The sequence below is a fragment of the Sphingobacteriaceae bacterium genome (assembly GCA_016715905.1).
Classification (GTDB): Bacteria; Bacteroidota; Bacteroidia; order B-17B0; family Aurantibacillaceae; genus Aurantibacillus.
This window is the reverse complement of record JADJXI010000005.1, coordinates 186,317-200,205: the sequence shown is the minus strand read 5'-3', so window position 1 is coordinate 200,205 and position 13,889 is coordinate 186,317. Positions and strand designations below refer to the sequence as shown.

Below are 13,889 nucleotides of genomic sequence, written 5' to 3'. Positions count from 1 at the left end.
TAATAAGTTTTATTTTTCACTACCAAGCAAGCATTTATTACCTTTAAAAAATTAATGCTTACGCGGATTTTAACTCTATATATTTTTTTTACGTGCTCAATTTCTGTTATAGCACAAAAAAATCTCACACCGTTTGTTAATCCCTTTATCGGAACCGGCGGTCACGGTCATACTTTTCCGGGTGCTGTTCTTCCTTTTGGCATGGTGCAGTTAAGTCCGGATACCCGCGTTGATGGAAGTTGGGATGGTTGCAGCGGTTATCATTATTCAGATTCTATTATTTATGGATTTTCACATACTCATTTAAGTGGAACCGGATGTAGTGATTGGGGAGATGTAATGCTGATGCCGGTAAGTTCAAATCCAATTATAGATCCGCACTTTTATTCATCTACCTTCAATCATAAGCAAGAAAAAGCAAGTGCCGGTTATTATCAGGTTTTTTTGAAAGAAGAAAAAGTAAATGTTGAACTGACTGCCACACTCAGAACCGGAATTCATAAATATAGCTTTCCCGATCGAAAAGCTTATGTGATTTTAGATTTATTGCATCGTGATAAATTATTAGATGGAAATATTCAACAAAAAGACAGTAATACTATAAGCGGATTCAGAAGCAGTGAGGCCTGGGCCAAAAATCAAAAATGTTTTTTTGCCCTTCAATTTTCAAAACCAATAAAGTCAATTACATATTCGAAAACTAATAATATCATAAATGGAGCTTCAATAGAATTTGAAATTCCCAATCAAAATTTGCTGGTTAAAGTGGGCATTTCGAATGTAAGTGAGGCAGGCGCTATGGCTAATTTGCTGCAAGAAGCCGATCATTGGGATTTTGAAAAATACAAACTAAAAGCCGAAAGTGTTTGGAACGAACAATTGAATAAAATTCAAATTCTCGAAAATAATTCCGACCGGCAAACTATATTCTACACGGCACTTTATCATTGTTTCATTCATCCCTCATTAGCCAGCGATGTGGATGGTTCATATAGAGATCGAGATGATAAAATTTACAAATCAGATAAACATCAGCAATATACCGTTTTTTCATTGTGGGATACGTACAGAGCTTTGCATCCTTTATTCACTATTATTGAGAGAGAAAGAACAAAAGATTTCCTAAATACTTTTTTAAATCAATATAAAACAGCAAATCGACTTCCTGTATGGGAATTATCGGCTAATGAAACAGAATGTATGATTGGCTATCATTCTGTTTCTGTAATTGCTGATGCTGTTTTAAAAGGGATTGACGGGATAGATAATGAAAAATTATTTGATGCCATGAAAGCAGCATCACAATACACTGGTTTCGGAATTCAGGATTATGGCAATAAAAACTTTCTGGATGTTGATGATATTTCAGAAAGCGTTTCACGCACACTCGAATATGCGTACGATGATTGGTGCATTGCTCAAATGGCCAAAAAACTAAATAAACAAACTGATTTTCTGATTTACATGAATAGAGCCCAGGCCTACAAAAACATGTTCGACCCAAAAACCGGATTTATGCGTCCACGAAAAAACGGAAACTGGTTGTTTCCGTTTGACGCTAAGGAAGTGAATAATCATTTTACCGAAGGAAACAGTTGGCAATATTCATTTTATGTTCCACAAGATATTGAGGGATTAATTGCAATGCATGGAGGAAAGAAAAAATTTGAAACCAAATTAGATTCCCTTTTTCAAACCTCATCCAAAACCAGCGGCAGAACGCAAGCAGATATTACCGGATTAATTGGTCAGTATGCGCACGGGAATGAACCTAGCCATCACATGGCTTACCTCTATAACTATATTGGCAAACCTGAAAAAACTCAAAAATTAATTGCACAAATTAGAAACGATTTTTATAAAAATACACCCGACGGTTTAATTGGCAATGAAGATTGTGGACAAATGAGTGCCTGGTATGTTTTCAGTGCATTAGGTTTCTATCCGGTTTGTCCGGGCTCAACTGAATATATTATAGGAAGCCCGCTTTTTGATTTAGCCGAAATACGATTAGAAAATAATATCATTTTTGCCATAAATAAATACGCTTATAACGGCGAGTCCGGCGTTGTTCAATCCGTAAAATACAATGACGGACTCAGTTTTAATTCTTGGATAAGTCATAACCGTATTCTGAATGGGGGAAGTATGACATTTTCTTTTGAGCCTACATTAAGCGCTGAAAATAAATTTGGCAGAGCCGACGCCACCATACCAAACAGTAAAATTGAAACTCCTTTTTTGATTCCCACACCTATCATACAAGCACCTGGGAAATCTTTTATAGGAAAAACTACTGTTAAATTGCAGGGTCATTCTTGTATAAATCAAAAGATAGTGTATACGCTTGACGGAACTGAACCGGATTCCAACTCATCAGTTTATTTGAAACCTTTAGTAATCGAAAAATCAGGTGTAGTTAAGTGCAAAACATTTTGTAATGACCTTAGCAGTGCAACAAATAAGGCGGAATTTGTGAAAAGACCAAATAACTATTCTATACGATTAAAAACCGCATATAACAAGCAATATACTGCCGGTGGAGCAGATGGAGTAATTGATGGCATTTACGGATCGGAAAACTGGCGAAAAGGAGAGTGGCAAGGCTATCAATACAAAGATTTTGATTGCGTAATTGATTTAAAGAAAACAATACCAGTTCATCACGTTTCGGCCAACTTTTTACAAGATTCCCGATCATGGATTTTATTCCCCAAACAATTGGAAATAAGCATATCATCTGATGGTAAGACTTTTAAGAAGCTTGAATCCTTAAGTAGTGATGTAGACCCAAAAAAAGAAGAAATAATCATTAAAAAACTAAAGAAATCATTTGAGAAATCTATTCAAACTCGTTACATTCGTATCAAAGCAATTAACTTTGGCGAATTACCTGAGTGGCATTTAGGTCACGGCGATGGAGCCTTTATTTTTGTTGATGAAATTGAAATCAATTGATTAGAACCTTAATTATATTTCTGCTCATTTATTCGCTGAGCTCTTGCACATTGTTTAAAAAAGGCATTGCTAAACCGGTGAGTATTTACCTGAATACGCAATCCATTAAACCCTCATATATTTCCAATGATTTTAATGTGAAGTATGTGGGTTTGGTAAGTGACGAAGAAATCTCGAACGGATTTATTAGTAGTTTGAAAAATGAAGGCGGAATTACGCACAACGTAACAATGGTAGATGACGAAACCAAAGCAGATTATACCCTCAATGTTGTTTTACTTCAAATAACTGAAGGCAGTAAAACTGAAATTATCGATGATCCTAAATCACCCTATAACGGTCAGCATGTTATACTAAACACAGTTGACTGTTCTGCTACCATAAAAGTAGTTGATAATAAAAACAAAAGTGTTAATCTGCAGGAATGCAGAAATACAAAATCTAAAAGTGAAGATTTAAAAAACAACAGAAACGCAGGTGATTTGCTATTTGGTACCAATAAAGATCGTACCGAGTACAGAACTAAACTTTTGTCCGAAAAAATATGTCTAAATTTGGCCGAAGATGTTGGAAGAAGAGTTTGGGTACCTATCACAAAAAGAATTGCCAAAAACATTAAAAAGTGAAATTCAATTCCAAATACTGCAATTCATTAACCGCTTATTCTAGATTTCAAACTCGCGAAGTTACCATAGGCGATTTGAAATTGGGTGCTACTAATCCTATTCGGGTACAAAGCATGACCACCACAGACACCATGGACACAAAGGCCACGGTTGAACAAAGTATTAGAATGATTAAAGCGGGTTGCGAATTGGTAAGGATAACCGCGCCAAGTTTAAATGAAGCCAAGAATTTAGAAGTTATAAAAAAGGAGTTAGTTCAGCGAGGTTATAACACACCCATTTGTGCCGACATTCATTTTACCCCTAATGCAGCCGAGTTTGCAGCGAGAGTAATTGAAAAAGTGAGAGTGAATCCGGGAAATTATGCCGATAAAAAAAAGTTTGAAACATTTGATTATACAGATATTGCTTACGAAGCTGAATTAGAAAGAATCAGAAACAGATTCACTCCGCTAGTAAAAATTTGTAAAGAATATGGCACTGCCATGCGAATTGGAACTAATCACGGCTCTTTAAGCGATAGAATTTTAAGTCGATATGGCGATACACCTTTAGGAATGGTGGAAAGCGCTTTTGAGTTTTTAAGAATTTGCGAGGACAATAATTACCACAATATTGTTATTTCCATGAAAGCCAGTAATACCCAAGTAATGGTGCAGGCTTATCGTTTATTAGTTTCCAAAATGATAGAAAGTGGAAGAAATTATCCTTTGCACTTAGGTGTGACTGAAGCCGGCGATGGTGAAGACGGAAGAATTAAATCTGCAGTTGGGATCGGAACATTATTAGAAGATGGATTGGGAGATACAATACGCGTTTCATTAACCGAAGAGCCTGAATATGAAATTCCAGTGGCTAAAACACTTGCCGAAAGATATTCTAAAAGAACAGATCACTCGGATATTCGAAAACTTGAAAATGATTTGCCCTATAATCCATTTGAATATGAAAGAAACAAAACGATTGAGGTTGTAAATATTGGCGGACATCATGTACCACGAGTAATTGCTGATTTCAGTATGAAAACAGAGGTCACACCGGCAAGTTTATTTGGTGTTGGTTATCAATATTCAGTTCCTATGGATAAATGGAACTTAACGGATATGGCCGTTGACTACTTATTTTTAGGAGACAATAATATTGATTTTGAAATTCCGGGAACACTTGGACTCATATATAATAGTGAAAATTGGCAAAAGAACAAAAATAAAGAAAGAGCCTATCCGATTTATTTAGGCGAAGAGTATTTTAAAACTACAGAGCACTCCCCCATTTTAAATTTTGTGGCTGTTGATATTCATGTACTTTCAGAAACATTTATAAATAAAATTAAATCCGAAAAAAACATTTGTTTAGTATTTGATTCTTTTAATAAACACACCCTGCCTGAATTACGCAGGATGGCTATTGAATTGAAATTAAATGAATGTAAAATTCCATTTATTATTAAATGTAATTACAATCAATTAAGTGAGTCGGAATTTCAGTTATTCAGCAGCACCGATATTGGGGGAATGTTGTTGGATGGATTTGGGGATGGCATTTGGATTAAGCAAAAAGAATCGGTAAGTACGCAAGTATGCAATTCCACTGCTTTTGGAATTTTGCAAGCTACCCGAACACGAATCTCCAAAACCGAATACATTTCTTGTCCAAGTTGTGGAAGAACATTATTTGATTTACAAGAAACCACACAAAAAATTCGCGAAAAAACCGATCATTTAAAAGGAATAAAAATTGGCATTATGGGTTGTATTGTAAACGGCCCCGGCGAAATGGCGGATGCCGATTATGGTTACGTAGGTACGGGACCCGGAAAAATTAGTTTATATAAGGGAAAGGAAGTGGTGAAAAAAAATGTGACCAGCGAAACAGCAGTTGATGAACTAATTAATCTTATAAAAGAACATGGTGATTGGATTGAGAAAGTTTTAACTTAAAGCATCCCCAACCACAAAGGTACTTCCTCCTACTAAAATTAAATCCTCCTTCTTTACTTTAGATTTTGCGTGATTTAATCCCTCTTTTACCGACGCAAAAGAATCACCTTTTAATTTTTTTTGATGCGCCAATTTTTTAAGTTCTACTTCATCCAGCGCACGCGGAATATTTGCTTTCACAAAATAATACTCGGCATCTTTTGGTAATAAACTTAAAATTTTATCTATGTCTTTATCATTTACAGCACCAAATACAAAATGCAATTTTTTATGTTTAATTTGTTTGAGATTTTCCAACACTTGTTTGATTCCATCTTCATTATGACCGGTATCAACAATTATGGTCGGTTTTTCTGAAATTTTTTGCCATCTGCCAATCAACCCGGTTAATTTTTCAACCTTGCTTAATCCATTTAGCACACTTTCCTCTTCAATTAAAAAACCTTGTTCTTTTATTTTTTCAATAACTGCAAGTACTCCCAGAATATTTTTGGTTTGATATTGCCCCTTTAAATCGCTCTTATATTCATGAATTGTATTTGTTTTTTTATTTAAAACTTTAATTATTAAAAAATTATTTTCAATTTTTGTATCCAGCAATTTATAAATCTTATCCGCAAAATCAATGGTACATTTTAATTCGCGAGCTTTAGTCATAAATACCGGGCCGGATTCACTTTGATATTGGCTTACCACTACCGGAACCTTTGCTTTTATAATTCCTGCTTTTTCTGCCGCTATTTTGGGCAAAGTATCACCCAACAAATTCACGTGATCGTAACTTATATTTGTAATTAACGAAACTAAAGGTTTAACCACGTTAGTAGAATCTAATCTTCCGCCCAAACCCACTTCAATAACGGCTACATCAACCTCTTCGTTCCTGAAATAGTCAAACGCGAGTCCAACAGTCCATTCAAAAAAACTAGGTTCAATTTTTTCAAATTCCGATTTATACTTTTCTACAAAATCAACCACATAATTTTTACTGATTACTTTACCATTAATTTTTATTCTTTCTCTAAAGTCAATTAAATGCGGTGAAGTATATAAACCTGTTTTATAACCTGCATCTTGAAGAATTGCAGCAAGCATATGACATGAGCTACCCTTTCCATTCGTGCCGGCAACATGAATCACTTTTAATTTCTGCTGTGGTCTATTCAACAACTCCATTATTTTATGCGTGTTGTCGAGGTTCGCTTTATATGCGGCCGGGCCAATCCTATGAAACATAGGTAACTTTTCAAACAAATAATTTACGGTTTGCTGATAAGTCATTTAGGCTTTATTGTTTTATTGGATCAGACTTATCTAATTAAATGAAAATACAATGGTAATGGTACCACGCTGTTCTTCAAACTTTCCATCCACATTAAATTTTGTTGCAAAAGCGGCTTGTTTAGCTTTTGCTTTTAAGGTAGCACTACTTGTGGTTGTTCCTCTCCCGTTCGGATTAGCTTCAATAACATGCCCTTCACTATCTACAGTTATTTCAACAACCACTTTACCTTCTTCTTTGGTATCACTTGGTAATTTAGGTGGCTTTACTATTGCTCTTCCTTTTAAATCCACTCCAATTTTTCCTCCACCAAAGCCGGGACCATTGCCCGGACCTTTACCGGGGCCTTTATCATTGCCTTCACCTCCGCCATCGCCATTCCCGGTTCCGCCATTCCCTTCTTTAGTTGGGTCACCATTAGGTGCACCATTTTGACCGGCCTCCTCATTATTTCCGTGTCCACCCCCGTCTTTCCCGGTATTCTTTTTAAATTTTTCTGCTAATTTTTCTGCTTCTGATTTTTCTTTAACAATAACTTTTTCCGTTTTAGGCTTAACCGGAACAATAACATGCGTGTTTTCTTTAACAACTTTTTTTTCTGTATTTTTTAATTCCACATTTTCACCACCCGGGTCGGTTACCAATTGTTCTTCAGCAGAAGAAGTTTCATTTACCACAACATTGGTAGCTTTACCCATATTTCCAAAATCAATATCATCATTACCCACTGTCATCATTCCCAAAGCCAATTCCTGTCCTCCGCCACCGCCGCTGGGTGGAAATGGAGGATTAGGGCGAATTAGATTAAAGAAAATTAAAAACAATAATAACAAAGTAAAAGCTCCCAGGCTGATAGTGCCTGAAAGCAATTTGTGTTTTCTTTCTTCTTCTTTAGATAGATACATTTTATTTTTGTGTTGCAGCCGTTGCTAATACTGTTTTACATTTTAACCGATAACAAATGGTCATAATATCAATCTGATCCTGTATTGTTAACTCTTTATCCAAATGCATTAATACTGTAGGTTCTGTTTGCTGTGCTGCAAATTTTGCAATCTCAGCCTCCATGTTTTCAAGTGTAATCTCTACACTATTCACATAATATTTTCTGTCTTTAGAAACTGCTACATGAATTGGTTTCTTATTATTATCCACCGTAACATTCGGGTCGGATTTAGGTAAGTTAATTTTTATGGAATTAGGACTCACCATAGTGGAAAGAATCAGAAAAAAGAGTAGTAAGAAAAACATGATGTCATTTAATGAATCAGTACTTACTTCAGATTCTCTATGTTTTTTTCGTAATGCCATTTTTTTAAATTATTTATTTTGCCGGCTCGTTTAAAGAATCTAATAATTCAATTTGTGAATCTTCCATTCGTTGTGCGAGTTTGTCTATTCTGGTATTTAACCAATGGTAACACACAAATGCAAATACGCCAACTACTAATCCGCCGGCCGATGTAATCATTTTCTGATACAATCCTTTTGAGATAATTTCAATTTCAACCGTTTTAGCTAATGAGATATCATAAAAAATAGTAATAACACCAATAATTGTCCCAATAAACCCAAACATAGGTGCAATACGCCCAATAATATTTAAAATATTCATCCCTTTTTCCAGTTTAGCAATTTCATTGGACCCACTTTTATTCATGGCCTCTCTGATTTCAGAAAAGGATTGCCCAATACGTGCAACTCCTTGCTCTATCATCAATGATTCTGGTGTATTACTGCTTTTACACATAGTTCGGGCATTCGCAATATTGCCACTATGAATCATTTCCTTCATAGTTCCTATTAAATTCGGAACTTTCTTTGAAGCTTTAGTGATAACGATTAATCGTTCAACAAAAATATAAATGCTTACTAAAAGCAATAATGCAATGGGAATCATAATTGGCCCCCCCTTGCTTACCATTTCCATCAACGATATTTTCGTTTCTGTTACTTCAGGCATAGTTTGAATTCCGGCAACGGCTGGAGAATTAGCTAGTGAATCGTTCACCGCAGCCACAGCCACGTTTGTTTGTAAAATAAAATGTAACATTGAAACAGTTTTTAATTACGAAATTAGTTTTAAAAGAGACAGGTAATTTTACTGCATAGGCTGATTTTAAACAAAGCTTTGTTTATTATAATTAGCCAATTAGAAATAGTTACAAGCTAATTCACTATTGTTGAGCTCTATTTGTTAAAGAAGCAGAAATTCCATTCGTAATTTCCTGAAAAAGCAAAGGAATATGTCCGGTTTTAATACCAAACAACTTTAGTTTGCAAGTTTCACCGTCGTTGTAATTTAACACGATGGCCTTTTTGGCGTTTATGCCGGCCTTATTAAAATCAATAAAATACCAAACTCCGCTTCCAAAAAAAGACCATTTAATCTCAAATCGGTCTTCATAAATTAACGCAAACGGATTTAACAAAAACCATAAGGTTTGAAAGGCTAAAATTGCAGTAGGAACGCAAAGAAAAAATGCCAATGGATTAATATCCATTACATCTTTAGCAAATAAATTTTTATAGGTTAAATATCCTAATCCAAGGGTTAAAATTAAGGATGAAATCAATACAATTGGATTTCTTTCAATATTGATAAGTGGAGGTTCTTCTAAGTCGGCTTTTTTCACAAGGTAAAGTTAAAACTTAATACAGCTTTATTCGTCTAAAATCTCTTTTTTTTCGAACTTACAGCTTCTTATTTTTATAATATATTCCTTAAATTGTAACGTTTTTAGCAAAAGTTCGTATATAAAATATAGATAAATTGAAAAAAAGTCGCAACATATTCTTCATCCTTGTACTTTTCAATCTGCAGGTTGTTTTTGGGCAAGAAACAGTTTCCTTAGCTGAAGTAGCTCAAAACGACGATCCGATTGCAACTATGTTGGATAGTTTGCAAAAATTAAAATTATTTGAATCGGGTTTTCAAAAATCTATTTTCCCCAAAAACAATAAATATAAATTTAAAGAAGACAGTATTCCCTATTATGATGATTATACTTATCAAACGAGAATTGCCAAATTAGATGCCGTATCCCCTTTTGACTTGGTGTATAACGAACACGTAAAAGGTTTTATTAATTTATACTGTTATCGTAAAAGAAACAGTGTTAGCAGAATGATGGGTATGGCTCAATTGTATTATCCCATGTTCGAAGAAGTTTTAGACCGCTACAATATTCCGCTTGAATTAAAGCATTTGGCTGTAATTGAAAGTGCTCTTATTCCGTATGCTCGATCTCACGCAGGAGCAATGGGACTATGGCAATTTATGTATCCTACAGGAAAAATGTATGGATTAAATGTAAATTCATATTTAGATGAAAGATGCAATCCATATAAAGCGACAGTAGCCGCAGCCGAATACTTAAAGAGTTTATACGATATGTTTGGCGATTGGCAAATGGTATTGGCAGCTTACAATGCCGGGCCCGGAAGTATTTCTAAGGCTATCCGAAGAAGCGGCGGCAAAAAAACGTATTGGGAAATAAGACCTTATTTACCTAAAGAAACACAGGGTTATGTGCCTGCCTTTATTGCCGCAAATTATGTAATGAATTACGCCGCGGAACATAATATTTATCCATCGGTTCCAATCAAAACCTATTTTGAAGTGGATACTGTAATTGTGAAAGAACAAATGACTTTTGATCAAATAGCAACCGCTTTAGATATTGATCAAGAGCAAATTTTATATTTTAATCCGCAATACCGAAAAAATATTATTCCTGCGGGTGGACACAGTATGTGTTTACCAAAAAAGAAAATTGGGATTTTCCTGACCAACGAGCAGGATATATATGCAGCCTTAAAAGCTCAAAATGAAAATGGAGAATTAGTTGAAAATATTGAAGAAATTAAAAAAATACACACGGTTAAATCCGGCGAAAAATTAAGCACAATTGCACGTAAATACGGTGTTACCGTAATGGATTTAAAAAACTGGAATTTCATTGGAAAAAAAGGTGTACGGGCCGGAAAAAAATTAACCGTTTATGTTCGCGCTCAAAAACCGGCAGAAAAAAACAACGCTCCTGAAAAATTAGAAGCAAAAAAGGAAAAACTTACAAATAAATTACTAGCCGAAAATAAATCAACCAAAAAGTCACATACAGTTAGAAAGGGTGAATCACTATCAGTGATTGCCAATAGGTACAAAGTTACTGTTAATTCCATTCGCAATTTAAATGGTTTAAAAAGTGATGACCTTCAGATAGGTGAAGTCTTAAAAATCCGAGACTAAATTTAATAACCTGTCGGTATCCTAATAATCTTAAAATTGCTTGCATTTTACGGTTTATCCCTTTTACATTCACTTCATCTGCGTTTTTTGCATAAATTTTTTTACAAACTGCATAATGTGACATAGATAAGCCTATCTTGTGTGTTACTTTTGATTAAAACTTAATCCATGAAAAAAATCATTTTCTTTCTTGTTTGTGCTTTGCCCGCTTTATTATCAGCTCAAATCACACAAACCGTAAAAGGTAAAATAAGCGATAAAGATATTGGAATTGGTTTACCGGGTGTAGTTGTACAAGTTACCACTAAGGGTATAGTTGCCAATACGGTAAGCGACAACAATGGTTTTTTTAAATTGGAAAATATTCCGGTTGGAAGACAATCTTTTTTGTTCACCTATACCGGATACAAAACCACTCCACTTCGTGATATTATTGTAACCTCAGGAAAAGAAGTAATATTAAATGTAGAATTGGAAGAAAACACGTTTGAGATTGGAGAAATTGAAGTGAAAGCAAGTAAAGATACGGATGTGGTAAGCAATATGCGCATGGCCAACATGAAAGAGTTCAGCATAGAAGAAACAGAAAGATATGCCGGCTCAAGAAACGATCCGGCGAGGATGGCCGCTAACTTTGCAGGCGTACAAGGAACTAATGATTCGCGTAATGATATTGTGATAAGAGGAAATAGTCCAACCGGTTTATTATGGAGATTAGAAGAAATTGATATTCCCAATCCCAATCACTTTGCTATTGCGGGTTCGGCCGGCGGACCTCAGGGAATAATCAATAATAAATACTTAGCTAACAGCGAATTTTTTACCGGAGCATTTCCTGCCAATTACGGTAACGCAATTGGCGGTGTATTTGATTTAAAAATGCGAAACGGGAATAATGAAAAACACGAAAAAACATTTCAGTTTGGATTTTTAGGAACGGAGATTACAGCCGAAGGCCCATTAAGTAAAAAAACCGGAGCCACTTATATTTTTTCCTATCGCTACTCTACCCTAGCCCTTTTCAGTAAAGCCAATATTAATATAGGAACCAGTGCGGTGCCCGGTTATCAGGACGTAGGATTCCGTCTTAATTTTCCAACCAAAAAAGCAGGTGTATTTAGTTTTAATGGCATTGGAGGATTAAGTAAAATTGCCATTGTATTAAGTAATACCAAAGAAAGGCCCAAGGAATTATACGGAGATTTAAACCGCGATCAGTATTTTGCAACCAACATGGGCGCCGGTATTTTTAATCATACCTATAGTTTTGGCACCAAAACAATTATGAAAACCAGTTTGGCCTATGGCGCTTCTTCTATAAAAAGTGAGCATTTTTTAGTATTACGAAACAAAAATTTCATTCCAAAAGATACGCTTCCGCAAATTCTGGGATATAATTTTTATGAAGGAAAAACAACTTTAGCCTGGTTTATTAAATCTAAATTCAATTCAAGAAACAGTATCAAAACCGGATTTTTTGTAAATAGGATAAATGTGAATTTTAAAGACAGTATCAAAATCAATTCGGTTTTTGACACTACGGCTTCAGCGATTCTAAATAAACCATTTAAAGGAAGAATTAATTCGGTAACCGATTTTTATTTGATACAACCTTATATTACTTACGTTCATAAATTCAATAATCGCTTGAGTTTTAATGGCGGAGTTTATGCCCACTATTTAACATTGAACGGGAAATCGAGTGTAGAACCTAGAGCTAGTTTTAGGTATCAAATCAATTCAAATCAAGTTTTGAGTGTTGCCTATGGTTTACACAGTCAAATGCAGCAAACCTATTTATATTTTACAGCTCCGGATAGTATAGTGGAAAAAAATACTTTAATTCCAAATACCGAAAAGAAACTAACCAATAAAGATTTAGATTTTACTAAAAGCAATCACTTTGTAATTGGTCATGATATAAGCCTGGGAAAATACTTTTCAGTAAAAACCGAATTGTTTTGTCAATTACTTTGGAATGTGCCCGTGTATCAGGTTAAATCCGGAGTATCCGCCTTAAATAGGGGCGCTACTTTTACTCGATTCTTTCCGCTTTACACCATGGAAAATAACGGAACCGGCACAAACTACGGTATTGAATTAACCATTCAAAAATCTTTTCACAATCATTTCTTTTTCATGTTTAGCGGCAGCCTGTTTGAAAGTAAATATACCGGTAGTAACGGAAAAACTTATGATACTGATTTTAACGGAAATTACATGATGAATCTGTTAGGAGGATTGGAATACAACGTAGGAAAAAACAAAAAAGATTTATTAAGCTTCAGTACTAAATTTACTTATGGAGGTGGAAAAAGATATTCGCCGGTGAATATTGCGGCCAGCAATGCAATCATGGATGTAGTTCCTGTAGATGATTCCATCAACACCCTTCAGTTCAATCCATACAATAGAATTGACTTCAGAGTAGCCTATAAAATTAATTTAAAGAAAACCAGCCTTGAACTCGCTTTGGATTTAATTAATCTTTTATCCACTAAAAATGTTTTAGCATTAAGTTATTCACCCGACCCGGCTGACCTCAATAAATCGCCTTTGATTGAAAATTATCAATTAGGGTTTTTGCCGCTTTTTTATGTAAGGTTTGATTTTTAATAAAACAACTATCGCGTATCAAACTATATAAACTTCAAATTTTGATATATAGGGTTTAAATTCAAGACTTATTAAAACGATCTACTCTTAAAACTAATTCCCTTTCGTTGTAATTAGCTTAAGTTTAAAAGCGTTAAAGGGAAAAAAAGTTGGACACCTATATTCTTTATAAGTATGTTAAACTCTTGTTATTTTTTTATATATTTACTTATTAA

At 34.7% G+C, this 13,889-nt stretch carries 10 protein-coding genes; 5 read left to right on the top strand and 5 right to left on the bottom strand.

What is annotated here, in order from left to right:
* Positions 1-54 precede the first annotated feature (54 nt).
* The 3 genes from IPM51_08745 to ispG are packed head-to-tail and all read left to right on the top strand — an operon-like array spanning position 55 to position 5,524.
* A complete protein-coding gene (locus tag IPM51_08745) occupies positions 55-2,958 on the top strand; it encodes a GH92 family glycosyl hydrolase (protein ID MBK9284395.1) in 2,904 nt (967 codons plus the stop codon).
* Positions 2,955-3,584: a hypothetical protein gene (locus tag IPM51_08740; GenBank protein ID MBK9284394.1), complete on the top strand. Its 630-nt coding sequence runs from the start codon at positions 2,955-2,957 to the stop codon at positions 3,582-3,584. The genes IPM51_08745 and IPM51_08740 overlap by 4 nt, the downstream gene beginning before the upstream one ends.
* Complete coding sequence (ispG, locus tag IPM51_08735) at positions 3,581-5,524, top strand: (E)-4-hydroxy-3-methylbut-2-enyl-diphosphate synthase (protein ID MBK9284393.1); 1,944 nt, start codon at positions 3,581-3,583, stop codon at positions 5,522-5,524. The genes IPM51_08740 and ispG overlap by 4 nt, the downstream gene beginning before the upstream one ends.
* Here the strand turns inward: ispG and IPM51_08730 are convergent.
* From IPM51_08730 to IPM51_08710, 5 genes are all read right to left on the bottom strand, one after another.
* Positions 5,516-6,805, bottom strand: coding sequence for a bifunctional folylpolyglutamate synthase/dihydrofolate synthase (locus IPM51_08730; GenBank protein MBK9284392.1), 1,290 nt, complete (start codon positions 6,803-6,805; stop codon positions 5,516-5,518). The two genes, ispG and IPM51_08730, sit on opposite strands and share 9 nt — an antisense overlap.
* 33 nt (positions 6,806-6,838) lie before the next feature.
* Positions 6,839-7,711, bottom strand: coding sequence for a hypothetical protein (locus IPM51_08725; GenBank protein MBK9284391.1), 873 nt, complete (start codon positions 7,709-7,711; stop codon positions 6,839-6,841).
* A 1-nt stretch (position 7,712) separates the two neighbouring features.
* Positions 7,713-8,117, bottom strand: coding sequence for a biopolymer transporter ExbD (locus IPM51_08720; GenBank protein MBK9284390.1), 405 nt, complete (start codon positions 8,115-8,117; stop codon positions 7,713-7,715).
* Between the two features lie 13 nt (positions 8,118-8,130).
* The gene (locus IPM51_08715) at positions 8,131-8,859 is read right to left on the bottom strand and encodes a MotA/TolQ/ExbB proton channel family protein (GenBank protein MBK9284389.1); all 729 of its coding nucleotides are present in this window, start codon (positions 8,857-8,859) and stop codon (positions 8,131-8,133) included.
* Between the two features lie 124 nt (positions 8,860-8,983).
* Entirely contained in the window at positions 8,984-9,442 is a 459-nt protein-coding gene (locus IPM51_08710) for a hypothetical protein (GenBank protein ID MBK9284388.1), read from the bottom strand.
* Positions 9,443-9,579: 137 nt separating this feature from the next.
* Between IPM51_08710 and IPM51_08705 the strand changes: the two genes are divergently transcribed.
* Together IPM51_08705 and IPM51_08700 are read left to right on the top strand one after the other, a co-directional pair.
* Positions 9,580-11,058, top strand: coding sequence for a LysM peptidoglycan-binding domain-containing protein (locus tag IPM51_08705; protein MBK9284387.1), 1,479 nt, complete (start codon positions 9,580-9,582; stop codon positions 11,056-11,058).
* Between the two features lie 168 nt (positions 11,059-11,226).
* A complete protein-coding gene (locus IPM51_08700) occupies positions 11,227-13,674 on the top strand; it encodes a TonB-dependent receptor (protein MBK9284386.1) in 2,448 nt (815 codons plus the stop codon).
* Positions 13,675-13,889: the final 215 nt, after the last annotated feature.

What these genes read in the sequence shown, in the direction of transcription:
- IPM51_08745 (MBK9284395.1), top strand. Translation starts at nt 55, where the DNA reads ATGCTTACGCGGATTTTAACTCTATATATTTTTTTTACGTGCTCAATT.
- IPM51_08730 (MBK9284392.1), bottom strand. Translation starts at nt 6,805, where the DNA reads ATGACTTATCAGCAAACCGTAAATTATTTGTTTGAAAAGTTACCTATG.
- IPM51_08725 (MBK9284391.1), bottom strand. Translation starts at nt 7,711, where the DNA reads ATGTATCTATCTAAAGAAGAAGAAAGAAAACACAAATTGCTTTCAGGC.
- IPM51_08720 (MBK9284390.1), bottom strand. Translation starts at nt 8,117, where the DNA reads ATGGCATTACGAAAAAAACATAGAGAATCTGAAGTAAGTACTGATTCA.
- IPM51_08715 (MBK9284389.1), bottom strand. Translation starts at nt 8,859, where the DNA reads ATGTTACATTTTATTTTACAAACAAACGTGGCTGTGGCTGCGGTGAAC.
- IPM51_08700 (MBK9284386.1), top strand. Translation starts at nt 11,227, where the DNA reads ATGAAAAAAATCATTTTCTTTCTTGTTTGTGCTTTGCCCGCTTTATTA.